Below are 16,999 nucleotides of genomic sequence, written 5' to 3'. Positions count from 1 at the left end.
CGGCCCTGCCCACGCCGAATAGGCGGTCCTTTCCCCAGGCCCGGCCACATCAAGCCCCTTGACGCCCTGCCCGGTCAGCGGGACAATCATTTGCATACAAATGAATTTGGCTGGCGCCCGTGGCTGGCCGAAGATCTCACTGTGAGAGGACCCAGCCTGCATGTTTGTGCAGCCGGCATCGCTGAATGCAGCCATCAACCTCCTGGCGCAGCAGGGGGGCAAGCTCCTGGCCGGCGGGACCGATTTCTTCCCGGCGCTGGGCCAGGCCGCCATCACCAATCCGGTCATCGACATCTCGCGCTTGCCCGAATTGCGTGGGATCGGCATCGCGGGTGACACGATCCGCCTCGGCGCTGCTGCCACCTGGAGCGAGATCGTGGCGGCGCCCCTGCCCACCGGCTTTGACGCCCTCAAAGCCGCCGCCAAGGAAATCGGATCGATCCAGATCCAGAATCGCGGCACCATCGGCGGCAATCTGTGCAACGCCTCGCCCGCCGCCGACAGTGTGCCGCCGCTGCTGACATTGGATGCCCGCATCGAGCTTGCCTCGCCGCGTGGCCGCCGCGAGATTCCGCTAGCCAGCTTCATCAGCGGCTACCGGCAGACGCTCCTGGCAGCGGACGAGATCGTGATCGCCGTTTTGGTGCCCAAGGAAAATGGCGATCTCGCCACCCATTTTGCCAAGCTCGGCGCGCGGCGCTATCTGGTCATCTCGATCGCCATGATCGCCGTAGCACTTCGGCGCGCCGACGATGGCAGCGTCAGCGACGCGCGCGTTTCGATCGGATCCTGCTCGGCCGTGGCGATGCGCCTGCCGGAGCTGGAAACGGCGCTGATCGGGATCAAATCAGCCGACGAGATCGCGGCGCGGGTAAATGCCGATCATCTTTCGCACCTGACGCCCATCGATGATGTACGGGCCACCGCGCGCTATCGCGAGGATGCTGCGCTGACCCTGGTCCGCCGCGCCATCCAGGATTGCTTCAACCTCACGCCAGCCAGAACGGGCAAGCTTTAGTCATGTTCGATGCCACCACCGCCATCCCCTTCACGCTCAACGGCAAGGCCATCGAGGTCGCCGCGCCTGCGGAATGGCGCCTGAGCCGGGTGCTGCGCGATGAGCTCCGGCTTTCCGGCACCAAGGTCGGCTGCGATGCCGGCGATTGCGGTGCCTGCACAGTGCTGGTGGACGGCGAGACGAGCTGCGCCTGCCTGATGGCCGTGGGCCAGGTCGCCGGCCGGTCGGTGACGACCATCGAAGGCCTGCCTGCACAGTCCGCAATTGCGACTGAATTGCAGCAAAGTTTCCTCCGCCACGGTGCCGCCCAATGCGGCATCTGCACCCCCGGCATGCTGGTGGCGGCCACGGCCCTGCTCACCCGCGATGCCGCCCCCAGCGAGGATGCTGTGCAGGATGCACTGGGTGGCGTGCTGTGCCGCTGCACCGGCTATCGCAAGATCATCGCCGCGGTGATGGATGTGGGCAGGCCCGTCACCGCTGAGGCGCGCCCTGTGGCCGGCAAGGCCGTGGGTGCTCGCATCAACCGGCTGGATGGGCAGCGCAAGGTCGATGGCACGGACCTCTTTGGAGCCGACGGGCATCCCCAGGACACCCTGTTGCTGCGCGCCATCCGTGCCCCCTTTCATCATGCACGCTTCACGATTGGCGACCTCAAGACATATCTTCGCAGCAATCCCGGCATCGAGCGCATCTTCACGGCGGCCGATGTGCCGGGCGAGAATTGCTTCGGCGTCATCGGCCCCTTTGCCGACCAGCCGGTTTTTGCCGTCAGCGAAACGCGGTTCCGGGGCGAAGCGATCGCCGCCGTGGTTGGGGAGGCACAGGCGATCGAGGCCCTCGACCTCAAGAAATTTCCGGTGACCTGGGAAGAGTTGCCAGCGCACCTCACGCTCGACGCGGCATTGGCCGGCAACGCATCGCTGGTGCATGACGCGCGCGCAGGCAATATCCTGGTGCGTGGCCGCGTGGTCCGCGGCGATGCCGAGGCGATGCTGGAAAATTCCGATGCCGTGGTCGAAGGCACTTTCGAAACCGGCTTCGTCGAGCATGCCTATATCGAACCCGAGGCCGGCATTGCGCAGCGGGTCGGCGACCGAATGGAAGTCCAGGCCTGCACCCAGGCGCCCTATATGGACCGCGATGATGTCGCAAAGATCCTGGGCATCCCGCTTGATGCGGTGAGGATCATTCCAACGGCGGTCGGCGGCGGTTTCGGCTCCAAGCTCGACCTCTCGGTCCAGCCGTTCATCGCAGTCGCGGCCTGGCATCTCAAGCGCCCCGTGCGCATGGTCTATTCGCGCCAGGAATCGATTTCGACCACCACCAAGCGCCATCCCGGGCGCATGCAGGTCCGCGTCGGTGCCAATAAGGATGGCATGCTGACTGCGATGGATTTCACGGGCGATTTCAACACCGGCGCCTATGCCTCGTTTGGTCCCACCGTCGCCAACCGCGTGCCGGTCCATGCGTCCGGTCCCTATTTCGTGCCGCACTACCGCGCCCTGACGCGGGCCGTCCATACCCATGTGGTCCCGGCCGGTGCCTTCCGCGGTTTCGGCGTGCCGCAGGCTGGCATCGCGCAAGAGCAGCTCTATGACATGCTGGCCGAGAAACTGGGCATCGATAAACTACAGTTCCGCCTCATGAACGCCTTGCGGCCGGATCAGCCGACGGTCACCGGCCAGGTACTGGGTGCCGGGACCGGCATTCGGGCCTGTTTTGAAAGCCTGCAACCCCATTGGCAGCGCGCATTGCAGGATGCTGCCACTGCCAATGCACGGCGTACGGCGGACTCACCCCTGCGCTACGGCGTCGGCATTGCCGGCATGTGGTATGGCTGCGGCAATACCTCGTTGGCGAACCCCTCCACCATCCGCTTAGGCTTGAAACCGGACGGTCGCCTGGCGCTGCATCAGGGCGCCGTCGATATCGGCCAGGGATCGAACACCGTCATCACGCAGCTCTGCGCCGATGCGGTGGGTGCCCAGATCGACAGCATCGATCTCGTCTCGGCCGATACCGACCTCACCCCCGATTGCGGCAAAACGTCGGCTTCGCGCCAGACCTTCATCACCGGCAAGGCGGCGCAATTGGCGGGCGAAGCATTGCGCCGGCAGATCCTGCGCCTCGCCAATGCCGGGGCGGATTCTATCCTGAGTTTCCAGCCCGGCAGGGTCGTTGTGCAAGACGGTGCGGCCGCGCACCAGATCAACCTTGCGACCTTGGCCCAGGATACCCGTGGCTATGTGTTGGCCGCGGAGGAAACCTTCGATGCACCGACCACGTCGCTCGACGCCGATGGCCAGGGGGCCCCTTATGCCGTCTATGGATTCGGCGCACATATAGTGGAACTTGCGGTCGATATCGAGCTTGGTACCGTGAAGCTGTTGAAGATCACCGCCGCCCATGATGTCGGCCGTGCGGTCAATCCGACGCTTATTGAAGGGCAGATCGAAGGCGGCATCGCGCAGGGTATCGGCCTTGCCCTGCTGGAAGAGTTCCATCCCGGCCGCGGTGAAAATCTGCACGACTATCTCATCCCCACTATCGGCGATGTGCCGCCGGTCGAATCGATCCTGATTGAGGATGCCACGCCCGTTGGGCCGTTCGGCGCCAAGGGCATCGGTGAGCAGGCGCTTATCCCCACAGCCCCAGCGATCCTCAATGCCATCGCGCACGCGACCGCCGTGCGGCTCCACCGTATTCCGGCAACACCAGACAGGATCCTCGCTGCGATCAAGGAAGCACGTCCATGAGGGATGACACGGTAACAGAAGCCTCTGCTGGTGACGTCGGCCCCAAAGTGGTTGACGGCAAGATTCGGTGCGATGCCTGTCCGGTCCTGTGCTACATCCGCGACGGCATGACCGGTGCCTGCGACCGCTATGCCAACCGCGGTGGCGAGTTGGTCCGTGTCGATCCGCATATCGTGTTGAACCAGGCGCTGGCCGGTGGTCAAGCGGTGGTGCCGTTCAGCGGCCCAGCGCAAGACTGGGGTGGCGACATCCTGCACAGTGGGGATACCTTTGTGACGGCGATCGGCGCCGGGACGACCTATCCCGACTACAAGCCAGCCCCCTTCATTGTCGCTGCCGAGGTGGATGGTGTCGACATGGTCACGGTGGTGACCGAGGGCATCTTCAGTTATTGCGGTGTCAAAATCAAAATCGACACCGACCGCTATTTGGGACCGGAACAGGCGAATGTACGCGCCCAGGGCGAGGCCGTGGGGCATGTTACCACGGGCGAATATGGATCGCAGATGCTCTCATTGGGCGGCGTCCATCACCTGACCGGCGGCTCGAAGAAAGAGGGTCGTGTCACATGTGATACGCTGCTTAATCTCTGCAACAAGCAGGCGGTGGAACTCACCATTGATGGCGGGGCGACCGTCATCGTTGCTGCCGGCAAGGCGCCGATCGTCGACGGTGAAACCGAGGAGCGCATGCGGGTCGGCTGCGGTTCCGCCACCATCGGCATGTTCGCCAAGCAATGGCAGGGCAAGGTCGATGAGGTGGTGGTGGTCGATGACCACATCACCGGCGTGCTCTCGGAGCATCAGGCCGGCAAGCTGCTGGGCATTCCCGATACCGGCATCAAGATGCGCGGGCGGAAATCGACGCCAGGGCGCTATTTCCAGGTGGCGGAACCCGGCACCGGCTGGGGTGGAACGGATATCTCCGATCCACTCGCCATCCTGCAGCCCTTCGACGCCAAGGTGGCGCGGCCCGGCATGACCATGCTGATGGTGAGTACCACCGGCGAGCATGCGGCCTATTTTGAACTCGACGATGCATTGAAACCGGTTGAGCGAGACCTGCCACAGCCGTTGCAGGAGTCGGTCGCACGCATCAAGGAGAATTGCGAACCGGCGATGTGCACCGTGCTGTTCATGGGCGGTGCCGGTGGATCCTTGCGGGCCGGCGTCACTGAAAACCCGGTGCGCCTCACGCAATCAGTCAAGCGTGCGCTGACCTATGTCACCTGCGGCGGGGCACCGGCCTATATCTGGCCGGGTGGCGGCATCACCTTGATGGTGGACGTCACCTTGCTGCCGCAGAACGCTTTCGGCTATGTGCCGACGCCGGCCCTCGTGGCACCGATCGAATTCACCATGCGCCTTTCCGATTACGAGGCCTTGGGCGGGCATATGGATTATGTCCAGCGCCTGTCGTCGCTGGCTGGCGACGGTTTCAAGCGCCAGCAGGTAACGCGGCACGCAGACTCGCCCTGGCCGCTCACCTTTCATGACCGCAAGGGCAAGCATTCATGATTACACGGCAGCAAGCACGCCTGCTGCCCGATGGGCGCCGCCTGCATCTGCAGGACGGCCCGATTGACCTCATCATCGGCGCCGACGGCGACTCTCAGGCGATTGCGCAGGCCTATGACGCGGCCAGGAGCCGCTTTGCCACGCTGCTTGATGAGCTGTGCGCTGAGCTCACATTGCTCCGCCAAGCTGTGACGCAAGAGAGCCAGCCACCCATTGGCGCCGTCGCCAGGCGGATGTTCGACGCCGCCCTGCCCTATGCCGACCGGCATTTCGTGACACCGATGGTGGCGGTCGCCGGTGCCGGGGCCGAGGCGATCCTGAGCGCGATGGTGGCTGCGGCGCCGCTTGCGCGCGCCTATGTCAATAATGGCGGCGACATTGCGCTCCACCTCACTGGCGGCGCCCAGTTCGAAATCGGCATGATGGACCGACCTGATCACCCCAATCTTTTCGGCAAGTTGACGGTCAAGAGCAGTGACTTCATCCGCGGCATCGCCACCAGCGGCCGCCATGGCCGCAGCTTTTCCCTCGGCATCGCCGACGCTGTGACCGTGCTAGCGGAAGATGCGTCGACGGCCGATGCGGCAGCGACCATGATTGCCAACGCGGTCGACCTGCCGGGACATCCCGCCATTCTGCGGACACCTGCCAATGCCCTGCAGCCGGACAGCGATCTGGGATCCTTGCTGGTTACCCGCTCGGTCGGCCCGTTGACGGCAGCCGAAATCGCGCGGGCGCTGGCGCGCGGTGCGCGCTATGCCGAGCACTTGGTAGAGACCGGCCGCATACAGGCTGCCGGCCTGCACCTCGCCGGCAGCACCAAGATCGTTCAAGCATCATCCGGCCTGATAAGTTCCGTCGGCCCAACCAAGGAAGTCCTGATCCATGCCGCAAGTTGAGATTCGCAAACGCCTGATCTCGGTTGAGGAGATCTTTCACGAAGGCGGCCCCAAGGCCACGACCCCGCTCCGCCGCGTCTCTGCAGTCGCCGTCATTCGCAATCCTTTCGCTGGCCGCTATGTCGAGGATATTGCCGGTTTCATGGACGACCTCACACCGCTGGGTCTTGCCATGGCGCGCGACATGGTGGCGGCCCTGGGGGGTGATCCGAAGATCGTGCAAGGCTATGGCAAGGGTGCCATCGCCGGGTCGGCCGGCGAAGCGGAACATGCAGCACTTTGGCATGTGCCTGGCGGCTATGCCATGCGCGAAGTGCTGGGCGACACCAAGGCCATCGTCGCCTCAACCAAGAAGGTGGGCGGGCCGGGGACGCGGCTGGATGTACCGATCACGCATATCAACGCCTCCTATGTCCGCAGTCATTTCGATGCGATGGAAGTGGGCTTGGCGGATGCGCCCCGCGCCGACGAATTGCTGCTGGCCTTGGTCATGACAACGGGGTCGCGCATCCATGCGCGCGTTGGCGGCCTCAAGGCCAGTGAGATCAAGGGAGAGGATGGATTGCGATGAAAGCCGAGATCCGGAAGATCGTCACCTTCGTCGAGGAAACGCACCGCGAAATGGAGCGCAGCATCAATCCACCGACCCGACGCGCGGCTGCGGTCGCCATCATCGCCAATCCCTTTGCCGGCAAATATGTCGAGGACCTGACGCCGCTCATGGATATCGGCGAGGAACTGGGTGCCCTGCTGGCGGCCAAGGCCGTGGCGGCACTTGGCATCGATGGGGCAAAGGCCGAGAGCTATGGCAAGGCCGCGGCAGTGGGCGAGAATGGCGAGTTGGAACATGCTGCCGCCATCCTGCACCCGAAGCTCGGCACGCCGGTCCGGAAGGTGCTGGAAAAAGGAGCTGCCCTCATCCCGTCCTCCAAGAAGCGCGGTGGGCCCGGTGTGGCACTCGATATTCCCTTGGGCCACAAGGACGCTGCCTATGTGCGCAGCCATTTCGACGGCATGGAAGTGCGCGTCAATGATGGTCCACGCGCCAATGAAATCATGGTGGCTGTTGCGGTGACCGATAGCGGCCGGCCACTGCCCCGGGTCGGTGGTCTCACCAAGGATCAGATCAAGGGCGAGGATGGATTGCGCTGATGGCACCCCAACCCCGCCAGAAACCTGACGGCACCACCCGCGATTACGCGCTCGATGACCAGATCGGCTTCATCCTGCGCAAAGTCAGCCAGCGCCACACCGCGATTTTCGCGGCCGCCTTTCCAGACCTCACGGCCCCGCAATGGGCGACACTGGCAAAACTTTATGAAAGTGGCCCCACCTCGCAGAACCAGCTCGGCCGCCTGGTGGCGCTCGATGCCGCCACCATCAAGGGCGTGGTTGACCGGCTCGGCGCCCGCGGATTGACGATCACCGCGCCGGACCCCGACGATGCAAGGCGCGTCGTCGTGGCGCTGACCGAAACCGGCCGGCAGGAAGCGGAACACGGCTTTCCGATTGCGGCGGCCGTGACGGCGGAGACGTTGGGGGCGCTGAGTGTTGAGGAGCGCGTGCAATTGGTGCAGTTGTTGAAAGCGCTGGAGTAGAGATCGGCTCGCTAGTCCTTGTTCTATTCCCTCTCCCTTTAGGGGGAGGGTTAGGGTGGGGGCATGGATGATGGCTATCCAAGATCGAAACTGAGCGCAGCCCCCACCCCGGCCCTCCCCCTAAAGGGAGAGGGAGAAGAGATGCGTCTCCTACCCCAACTTACCCTTCACCAGATCCGGGATACGCGTCGCGGGTGGGGTGTTGCGGCTCCTTTGAATGCGTGGGATGCCGTCGATGACGACCATGCCGACGCCCGGCAAATCGCCGAGTTGAACCGAGTCCAGCAGATCCTTGCCAGCGGAATGCTGCGCCTTGTCGAGGAAAACGAAATCGGCCGACATGCCGGCTTGAATGAGGCCTGCATCGAGCTTGCGCATGCGGGTGGTGTTGCCGGTGGCAAAGCAGAAGGCGATCTCCGCCGGGATATCGCCCAGCGATGAGAGCATCGAGACCATGCGGAGGATGCCGAGGGGTTGCACGCCCGAACCGGCCGGCGCATCTGTCCCGAGGATCACGCGCTCCAGCTGACCCATTTCCTTGGCCGTGCGCAGCGTGAAGAGGGCTGCGCGTTCATTGCCGTTATGGACGATCTCGAGCCCGCGCTTGCAGCCCTCGCAGATGCAGCGGATCTGGCTGTCCGGCAGCGCGGTATGGCCGCCATTGATATGGCCCACCACATCGGCATCCACCTCCAGCACCACATCCTTGTCGATGAGGCCGGAGCCTGGGATCGAGGGGCCGCCAGTGTGGATCGTGCTCTGGATGCCGTATTTTCGCGCCCATTCGACCATCTTGTGCCCGTTCACACCGTCCTTGACGCCGCCCAGCCCAATCTCGCCCAGCAAGGTGACGCCGGCCTTGGCAAGGTCGGCGAAATCTTCCTCCACCATGCCCTGCTCGATGATGGGGGCACCGCCATGGACCTTGACGCCACCGGGACGGAAAGCCGCATACATGCGCTGATGAAAGATTGCCATGGCCTTCAGACCGACGATGTCCTTGGGTCGGCCGGGCATGTGCACTTCGCCGGCCGAGATCATGGTGGTGACGCCGCCGTGGAGCGAGCTGTCGATCCAGCCGATCTGGTTCTGCCGTGGCGTCCAATCACCCGCCACCGGATGCACGTGGCTGTCAATGAGGCCTGGTGCCAGCGCGGTCCCCTGCGCATCGATGACTGTGTCGGCGCCTTCAAGATCGAGGTCCTTGGCCTTGCCGATGGCGACGATCCTGCCCTTTTCGACCAGGACGGCATCGCCGGCCAGGACCGGGTTCTGGATATCGCCACTGAGGATCAGCCCGATATTGCGGATTGCGAGTTTCGTGGGACCGCCGGCTCCGGCCGGTGCGTCGTGCGCCATGGAAAACTTCCTCTCAAGCCTTGGAAACAACTGACTTATTCAATCCGAATGTTAATGCAGGATCGGACAGAACGCCAAGCCAAACCGTGCTTCTTCCCCTTTGACGGCTGAGCTTATTTCGATATATACGGATGGCTATAACGCACAATGAGGATATCCGATGGCCACCTTCCTTACCCGCCGCACCTTGCTCGCCGCCCTTTCGGCATTCGTCACATTTGCCGCTGTCCCGCACGTCAGCTTTGCCGAAGACGGCAAGATCATCGTCTTCGCGGCAGCGAGCCTGAAGGGTCCGTTGGATGATGCCGCCGCGGCATTCAAGGCCGACAAAGGCGTCGACATCGCGATCTCCTATGCCGGCAGTTCCGCACTGGCCAAGCAGATCGAAGGTGGGGCACCCGCCGATCTTTTCGTCTCCGCCGATCTCGACTGGATGGACCATGTCGAAAAGGCCAAGCTGGTGAAAGACGGTACGCGCAGCAACTGGCTCGGCAACACGTTGGTGCTGGTTGGGCCGGCTGATGGCACATCGGCACTCAAGATCGCCAAGGGCTTCGACCTTGCCGGTGCTGTCGGCGACGGCAAGCTCGCCATGGCCGATGTAAAGGCCGTGCCAGCCGGCAAATACGGCAAAGCGTCACTGGAATCGTTGGGCGTGTGGGGCACCGTCGAGGGCAAGGTCGCCCAAGCCGAAAATGTCCGCGCTGCCCTGGCCCTGGTTGCGACCGGCGAGGCACCACTCGGCATCGTCTATCAGACCGACGCCACGGCCGAGCCCAAGGTGAAGGTGATCGATACTTTCCCGGAGGACTCGCACAAGTCGATCATCTATCCTATCGCCCAGTTGACCAGCTCGACAGCGCCGCTGGCCGCCGACTTCCTGAGCTTTTTGAAGTCGCCGGCTGGCACAGCATTGTTCGAGAAGGCGGGCTTTGTCATTCTGAAATAAGCAGGTTTTGTGCTGTCATTTACCCCGGAAGAACTCGTTGCGATCCATCTCAGCCTGAAGATCGCCTTGTGGGCCACGGTAGCGAGTCTGCCGCCGGGTCTGCTGGTGGCTTGGTTGCTGGCGCGCCGGGACTTCTGGGGGAAGACGATCCTCAATGGCATCGTCCATCTCCCGCTCATCCTGCCGCCGGTCGTGACCGGCTATATCCTGCTCCTGCTCTTCGGCCGCAAGGGTCCCATCGGCGAGATCCTCGATCAGTGGTTCGGTATCGTCTTTGCCTTCCGCTGGACGGGTGCCGCTCTTGCCGCCGGCATCATGGGTTTCCCGTTGCTGGTCCGTGCCATCCGCCTCTCCATCGAATTGGTGGACCGGCGGCTTGAAGCGGCTGCAACAACATTGGGCGCCCATCCGGTCTGGGTGTTCCTCACGATCACCCTGCCCCTCGCCTTGCCCGGCGTCATTGCCGGCGTGATCCTCTCCTTCGGCAAGGCGCTGGGGGAATTCGGCGCCACCATCACCTTCGTTTCCAACATACCTGGCGAAACACAGACGATCCCCACGGCGATCTACACCTATACCAATGTGCCGGGCGGTGACACAGCGGCCATGCGCCTCGCCCTCGTCTCAATTGTCATTTCCATGGCGGCGCTGATTCTCTCGGAAATCCTGGCGCGGCGCGTGGCGTCGAAGGTTGCTGGCCTATGAGTGTCGAGATCAACCTCAGGCATCGTATTGGCGCGCTGGATGTCGCTGCCGATTTCACCAGTGGCGCTGGTATCACCGCCCTCTTCGGCCGTTCCGGCTCCGGCAAGACGACGCTGGTGAATATGGTGGCGGGCCTAGTCCGGCCGGATTCCGGGCGCATCAAGATCAATGACCGTGTGCTCTATGACAGTGAAGCCGGCATCAACCTGCCGCCACATCAACGCCGCATCGGCTACGTGTTTCAGGAAGCGCGCCTGTTTCCGCATCTCACGGTCAAGCAGAACCTGACCTATGGCGCCTGGTTCGCCAAAGCGCGCTTACGGGGGAACCCGTTTGACCATGTGGTCGAGATGCTGGGCATCGGCCCCTTGCTGGCGCGACGTCCTCTCACTCTCTCCGGCGGCGAGAAACAGCGCGTCGCCATCGGACGCGCGCTGCTCTCCGGACCTGATATTCTGCTGATGGACGAACCGTTGGCGTCGCTCGACGACGATCGCAAGGGTGAGATCCTCCCCTATATCGAACGCCTGCGGGACGAAGCATCGGCACCGATCATCTATGTCACGCATGCGGTGCCGGAGATCGCGCGCCTGGCCACGTCCGTCGTACTGTTGGCGGACGGTAAGGTGATTGCCAATGGCAGTGCCGCCGATATCCTGAGCCGGCTCGACCTGCTGCCCTTCACGGCGCAGGATGATAGCGGCGCGGGCGCCCTGATCGATGCCGAGATTGCGCGCCATGATCTCGACGATCACCTCAGTATCCTCCATTCCGGCTTGGGTGAGTTCCGCATTCCGGCGATCGATGTGCCACTTCGCACGCCCTTGCGGCTGCAGATCAAGGCGCGCGACGTGATGATCAGCCTGACGCGGCCTACCGACATCAGCGCGCTCAACATCGTGCCCTGCCGCATCGTTGAATTGCGGGACGACGCTGCCGGCATGGTGAATCTTAAACTGTCCCATAACGACGCCATCTTTATGGCGCGGGTCACCCGGAAGTCGGTACGTCAGCTCGCTTTGCAACCGGAGCTGGATGTCTTTGCCGTCATCAAGTCCGTTGCCTTCGATCGCCGCAATGTCGGCGCCTGGGTCAGGACTTGACTTCGAATTCCGGATCGAGCGGGATCTGCATCGCCGTCACCAGATGATTGGTCTGGGCGGCGAGACCGATGATGGCCATCAGTTCCGCATGCTGCGCGTCGGTCATGCCCTTGGCGCGCGCCGCCGCGGTATGTGAGTGCACGCAGTATGAGCAGCTGTTGGCCGTCGAGACAGCGATGTAGATCAGTTCCTTGGTGAGCGGGTCGAACTCGCTGGGCGTCGCCATGACAGCTTTGATTTGCACCCAGGTACGCTTCAACAGATCGGGGCTGCCAGCAAGGCCGCGCCAGATATTGTTGATGAAATCGGACTTTCGCGTGGCGCGGATGTCGTCATAGACCTCCTTCACCGCCGGATTCTTCTCGGCCTCGGCAATGCTCGGTAGCTTTACGGTCGCCATGACGTTGGTTCCTTCTCAATGCACCGCCGCATACATGATCTTTTCTTCCGTGGCATCGGTCGGCGAGAATTCCTCGACGATGCGGCCCTGGCGGCAGACCAGGATGCGGTCGGACAGATTCATGATTTCCGGCAAATAGGACGAGATCACCACCACCGCAAGGCCCTCATCCGCCAGGCGGTTGATCAGTTGATGGATCTCGGCGATGGCACCCACGTCGACGCCACGCGTCGGTTCGTCGAAGATGATGATCCGAGGCTTCTGCACCAATCCCTTGCCGATGACGACCTTCTGTTGGTTGCCACCGGAGAGTTCCACCACGCGGGCATTGTCATTGATGGCGCGGATGTTGAGTGTCCCCTTCCATTCTGCCGCCAACGCCTGCATTTCCCGTAGGGAGACATAGCTGTGCTTTTCGCGGCCCGATGCCAGCAGGCCGGAAAAAAGGTTCTCGGCGATCGACATGGTTTCAAAAAATCCTTCGGCCTTGCGATCTTCGGTCACATAGACGATGCCGTCCCTGACTGCCTCGCGCGGCACAACGTAGCGCACCGGCCTGTCGTCGAGCTGGATCTCGCCGCCGCGCAGGAAGTCGCGCTTATAGATGCCAGAGACGATCTTGAACGTTTCGGTGCGGCCGGAGCCGATAAGGCCGAAGACGCCGGTGATCTGGCCTTCGAAGACCGAAAAGGAGTTGTTGCGCACCACGGCGCCCATTGAAATATCCTCGACCGACAGCACCTTGGCTCCAGCCTTGCGCAGGGTCGCTGCGTCGCGATGCTTGCCATAGAGCTCGTCGGAGAGGGCGCGCCCGACCATGGCACGGACGACCTTCTCGCGGTCGAAATCCTTGGCATCCCCGGTGATGACATGCTCACCATCGCGCATGATGGTGATGCGGTCGGCATGTGCGAGAGCCTCCTCCAACGCGTGGCTGATGAAGACGATGGAGACGCCGCGTACTTTCAGCCGCTGCATCAGTGCGAAGAAATGGCGCTTCTCCTCCGGCGTCAGCGTGGCGGTTGGTTCATCGAAGATGATCACGTTGGCATTGTGGTGGACAGCGCGCGCAATCTCGACCATCTGCCGCTTGGCAGCACCCAGCGTTTCCACCACCGCCGTGGGATCGACCGGAAAATTCAGGGATTGCAGGAATTGCTGGGCGGAAATGTAGATGCCGCGCAGGCGGTTGAGGAATTTCTCCTCGCCCAGATAGAGATTCTGCGCCACCGTCATCGAGGGCACTAGGCTGGTCTCCTGAAACACCATGGCGATGCCTTCCTGCAGGGCTTCGTTCGGTGTCTTGAAGGCCACTTCCTTGCCGCGGTAGATCATGCGGCCGCTGGTCGTCTGGACAACCCCGGCCATGATCTTCGTCAATGTCGATTTCCCAGCCCCGTTTTCACCCAACAACGCGTGGATTTCGCCAGGCCGCAGGTCGAAATCGATTTCCTTCACCGCCGGCACACCGCGATAGGCCTTGGTGATCTTTTGCATTTCGATGATCGGGTTCATCTATCGGACCTCGCGTGGCAGCTTAAGGATCGCGTTGCCACCTTTGGCACCCACCAGCAGAGACCCATCGTCCTCGACCAAGCTGGTGACGCCGTGGCGGCTGCCGTTGGCACGGCTGTGATAGCTGGTGACCGGACGAAAGCCGGCATCCAGCCGCACCACCAGTCCATAGGAGCGGCTGGGTGACCAGGGCTTATGGATGCCCATGGTCTTGATGCCACCACATTGCAGGGGTTCAAGGAAGCTCGCCCCGGAAGAAAGGCTGGGAGCGATCCAATAGGGGCGCGGCACCGACTGCATCATGTCGGTAAGATAGGCTGGTTCCTGCAGTACAAATTCCACCAGCCGGTTGCGGGGCGCAAAGAGGGCGAGCCAGGCGCCGCCATCCTGCGCCGGCGACAAACGCGCCGGGTAGCCCGGCAGCTTTTCAAGAATCGGCACCGGATTGCCGCCCGAGAGCGGCAGACGCAGCAGACGATGCTTCCAGCTTTCCGCAATGATCAACTCAGTACCCGTCAGCAGCAGGCCTTGCGGGAAGGCCAAACCGCCAGCCAATTGGCTGGCATCGCCACTGCTAAGATCTATGCGCCAGACCGAGCCCAGCGCATTGCCTTCCATGAGGTCGACAGCCCAGTCGGCAGGGCCGTGTGCAGTCGAGCCGTTGCAGACATAGAGCGTGTTGTCGTCGCCGAAGGCGAGAGCCGTCAGGCAGCCGACACTGGCAGGCAGTTTGATGTCGTTGTCAGCCACCAGCAGATGCCCGTTTTCGAGAGCGACAGCGACGCGGCCTTGAGCCGACGCGGCGAGAGCTGAAATGGGCGCGTCAAAGCTGGCAACTATTTTTGACGGCACCAAGGTACGAAGCTCGTTACCGGACGAGAACAAGATCTGGCCACCAGCCGTACACAAATTGTCCGGAGCGCTTATCGCAAGATGGGCTTCCGCTTCGTCCAATGCGAGATTGGGGCGGAAGGCGCCATCGAGCGGCGGGACCGTGACAGCCTTGCCACGAAAGAGATCGAGGATGGGATCGAAAATCATTTCGCCCCTCCCCAATATGAGTTCGGGCCAGTCCAATTGGGATCGGCGCCCGGGAGCGGGTGGCGACCAACACGGTTGTTGAGAATGCCGCCCACGAACAACGCCCCCTTATGCTCGCGCATGGAGGTTACCATCGGGTGCGAGACACCAGAGAGATCGCCCAGGGTCTGGACGATTTTGCCGGATTCGTCGAACTTCACCACACCGCCGGTATTGATGTTGGGAAACAGCCATTCGTCCTGCGGCAAGCGCCGGGTCATGCGTTTGCGCATGGCCGGGTGACGCAGGGAGAGATCGAAACTCGGCGTCCGCATGCCGAGCCAAGCCATCCAATAGGTGCCGTCCGACGCGCGGTTGATGTTGTCGGGGTAGCCCGGCATGTCTTTGATAACGCAGTCGACCTGACCGGCCTTGGGGCCATCGAACCAATAGCGATGCACGCGGCAGGCCCAGGATTCGGCAAAGAACAGCGACTGCCCGTCATGGGCGATGCAGACACCATTCGCATAAAGGTAATTGTCGAGGAGAGTCGTGGTCTTGCCGGTCTTTGGATCATAGCACAGGAGACGCCCGGTTGGCCGGCTCTCGATCGAATCCAGCGCCCAATCATGAGCGTCATAGCGCTTGGTAGAATCGGTGAAGAAGATGCGACCGTCTGGTGCCACGTCGCAATCATTTGGGTCGCGCAACCGCGCATCATCGACTACCGAGGTCCAGGTACGGCGCGTTTCGGCGGTGAGTTTCGTCACCACGCGATCCTTGGAGATGGAATAGAGCCCCATGGCGCCGACGCAGGAGATGAGATTGCCATCGCGGTCGAAGGCAAGCCCCAGCGGGAAACCGCCGGTATGGGCAAAGACTTCCGACTTCTGATAGTCGGGAGCGAAGAAGCGGATGATCTCGCCGTGGCGCGTGCCGCAATAGAGATGATCATCTTGATCGAGAATGACGTCTTCCGGCCCTTCCAACTGTCCCAGCCCGATATATTGCGTGCCAGCCAGGTTGTTGTTGAGCGCATAGGGGGAACCTGATTCAGGCTCCGCCGATTGAGTGTCGCCCATGCGTTGGTAGATCGGTGCGACATAGACCTCGTTCAAGACTTTGTGCCGGTTCTTCAGCCAGCGGATATCAAGTGTGACGGCCGCCGCCAGCATCAGGCCCAGCACCATCTGGTTGGTACCGGTGCCGTAGCCGAGACGGATGAGGCCGTTGGTCATGACCAGGACGATGACGGCACCCATCAATCCCTTGACGATGGAGCCGCGCCCGCCGCCCAGGCTGTTGCCACCGACAACTGCTGCCGTCAGCGCCATGATTTCAAGATTGAGGCCAGTTCCGGGACCGGCGCCGCTCAAGCGGCAGGCGAACAGGAAGGCCGCAATGCCGCAACAGATGCCGGAGATGACATAGGTCATGAACACCGTCTCGCGTACGCGGATACCGGCATTGTGCGCGGATCGGCGCGAGCCGCCGACTGCCAGGATATGCCAGCCTGGTCGCGAGCGGGTGAGGGTAATATGCGCGACGAGGGCGATGACGGCCGCCACGATGACACTGATCGCCACGCCGAACACGGTGCCATCGCCGATGAAGTCCCAGGTATCGGAGGTGACGTCGGAGAGCTGGACCTTGGAAGCGAAATTCACCACGAGGATATCATAGACGGCGCGACCGATGATGAACGTGACCAAGGTGGTCAGGAAGGCACGCAGCCGCACATAGCCGATCAGGAATCCGTTGAGCGCGCCGAAAGCGCCGCCCACAGCGATCGCCGCCAACAGTGCCACCCAGACCGGCAAGTCAAAAATGAACAGGGACGAGACCGCAGCAAACGCGGCAAGCGCAAAAATCGATCCCACCGAAAGATCGATGCCGCCACCCAGCATGACGATGGTGAGACCAGTAACAACGATCGAGAATTCGCCGAGCTGTCTTGTGGAATCGCTCAGCGATTGCGGCTTGAAGAAGCCCGAGATAGCTGTGCCAAAGCCAATGATGGTGATAACCAGCGCCAGGAACGGGATGGCACTGTCGGTCCAGCGCTTGGTGAGAATTTCGCCAATCAGATGATCGGGGATGAAATTATAGCGCCAGCGCTGCAGTTTTTCCCGGAAGGGCATGGACGTTCCCGAATGT

The 16,999-nt window shown here is 62.4% G+C and carries 15 protein-coding genes; 10 read left to right on the top strand and 5 right to left on the bottom strand.

What is annotated here, in order from left to right:
• The first annotated feature begins 160 nt into the window (after positions 1–160).
• The 7 genes from AC1DWZ_RS11200 to AC1DWZ_RS11170 are packed head-to-tail and all read left to right on the top strand — an operon-like array spanning position 161 to position 7,791.
• Positions 161–1,018 carry an FAD binding domain-containing protein gene (locus tag AC1DWZ_RS11200; protein WP_477168968.1) on the top strand — a complete coding sequence of 286 codons (858 nt, stop codon included), beginning with the start codon at positions 161–163 and terminating at the stop codon, positions 1,016–1,018.
• 2 nt (positions 1,019–1,020) lie between these two features.
• Complete coding sequence (locus tag AC1DWZ_RS11195; protein ID WP_477168967.1) at positions 1,021–3,777, top strand: molybdopterin-dependent oxidoreductase; 2,757 nt, start codon at positions 1,021–1,023, stop codon at positions 3,775–3,777.
• Complete coding sequence (locus tag AC1DWZ_RS11190; RefSeq protein ID WP_477168966.1) at positions 3,774–5,294, top strand: 6-hydroxynicotinate reductase; 1,521 nt, start codon at positions 3,774–3,776, stop codon at positions 5,292–5,294. The genes AC1DWZ_RS11195 and AC1DWZ_RS11190 overlap by 4 nt, the downstream gene beginning before the upstream one ends.
• Positions 5,291–6,193, top strand: a complete 903-nt coding sequence (locus AC1DWZ_RS11185) for a UPF0280 family protein (RefSeq protein WP_477168965.1) — start codon at positions 5,291–5,293, stop codon at positions 6,191–6,193. Before AC1DWZ_RS11190 ends, AC1DWZ_RS11185 begins: the two co-directional genes overlap by 4 nt.
• Positions 6,180–6,764, top strand: coding sequence for an amino acid synthesis family protein (locus tag AC1DWZ_RS11180; RefSeq protein WP_477168964.1), 585 nt, complete (start codon positions 6,180–6,182; stop codon positions 6,762–6,764). Before AC1DWZ_RS11185 ends, AC1DWZ_RS11180 begins: the two co-directional genes overlap by 14 nt.
• Entirely contained in the window at positions 6,761–7,345 is a 585-nt protein-coding gene (locus AC1DWZ_RS11175; RefSeq protein WP_477168963.1) for an amino acid synthesis family protein, read from the top strand. Before AC1DWZ_RS11180 ends, AC1DWZ_RS11175 begins: the two co-directional genes overlap by 4 nt.
• Complete coding sequence (locus AC1DWZ_RS11170; RefSeq protein ID WP_477168962.1) at positions 7,345–7,791, top strand: MarR family winged helix-turn-helix transcriptional regulator; 447 nt, start codon at positions 7,345–7,347, stop codon at positions 7,789–7,791. Before AC1DWZ_RS11175 ends, AC1DWZ_RS11170 begins: the two co-directional genes overlap by 1 nt.
• A 150-nt stretch (positions 7,792–7,941) precedes the next feature.
• On the opposite strand, the gene AC1DWZ_RS11165 is transcribed toward AC1DWZ_RS11170, so the two are convergent.
• Positions 7,942–9,150, bottom strand: coding sequence for an amidohydrolase family protein (locus AC1DWZ_RS11165; protein ID WP_477168961.1), 1,209 nt, complete (start codon positions 9,148–9,150; stop codon positions 7,942–7,944).
• Between the two features lie 160 nt (positions 9,151–9,310).
• Between AC1DWZ_RS11165 and modA the strand changes: the two genes are divergently transcribed.
• The 3 genes from modA to modC are packed head-to-tail and all read left to right on the top strand — an operon-like array spanning position 9,311 to position 11,907.
• A complete protein-coding gene (gene modA / locus AC1DWZ_RS11160) occupies positions 9,311–10,099 on the top strand; it encodes a molybdate ABC transporter substrate-binding protein (protein ID WP_477168960.1) in 789 nt (262 codons plus the stop codon).
• A gap of 9 nt (positions 10,100–10,108) precedes the next feature.
• Positions 10,109–10,804, top strand: a complete 696-nt coding sequence (modB, locus tag AC1DWZ_RS11155; protein ID WP_477168959.1) for a molybdate ABC transporter permease subunit — start codon at positions 10,109–10,111, stop codon at positions 10,802–10,804.
• Complete coding sequence (gene modC, locus AC1DWZ_RS11150) at positions 10,801–11,907, top strand: molybdenum ABC transporter ATP-binding protein (protein ID WP_477168958.1); 1,107 nt, start codon at positions 10,801–10,803, stop codon at positions 11,905–11,907. Before modB ends, modC begins: the two co-directional genes overlap by 4 nt.
• Here modC and AC1DWZ_RS11145 read toward each other — a convergent pair.
• The 4 genes from AC1DWZ_RS11145 to AC1DWZ_RS11130 are packed head-to-tail and all read right to left on the bottom strand — an operon-like array spanning position 11,897 to position 16,983.
• Positions 11,897–12,307: a carboxymuconolactone decarboxylase family protein gene (locus AC1DWZ_RS11145; protein ID WP_477168957.1), complete on the bottom strand. Its 411-nt coding sequence runs from the start codon at positions 12,305–12,307 to the stop codon at positions 11,897–11,899. The two genes, modC and AC1DWZ_RS11145, sit on opposite strands and share 11 nt — an antisense overlap.
• Positions 12,308–12,322: 15 nt before the next feature.
• Positions 12,323–13,822 (bottom strand): sugar ABC transporter ATP-binding protein, encoded by a 1,500-nt coding sequence (locus tag AC1DWZ_RS11140; protein ID WP_477168956.1) that lies wholly within the window; start codon positions 13,820–13,822, stop codon positions 12,323–12,325.
• On the bottom strand, positions 13,823–14,863 hold the full coding sequence (locus tag AC1DWZ_RS11135) for a hypothetical protein (RefSeq protein WP_477168955.1): 1,041 nt from the start codon (positions 14,861–14,863) through the stop codon (positions 13,823–13,825). It lies immediately after the preceding gene.
• Entirely contained in the window at positions 14,860–16,983 is a 2,124-nt protein-coding gene (locus AC1DWZ_RS11130) for an ABC transporter permease (RefSeq protein WP_477168954.1), read from the bottom strand. The genes AC1DWZ_RS11135 and AC1DWZ_RS11130 overlap by 4 nt, the downstream gene beginning before the upstream one ends.
• Positions 16,984–16,999: the final 16 nt, after the last annotated feature.

It is taken from the genome of Dongia sp. P2_B8 (genome assembly GCF_056404715.1).
Note: the sequence above shows the minus strand (reverse complement) of the source record. Positions and strands in the feature narration are given on the sequence as shown.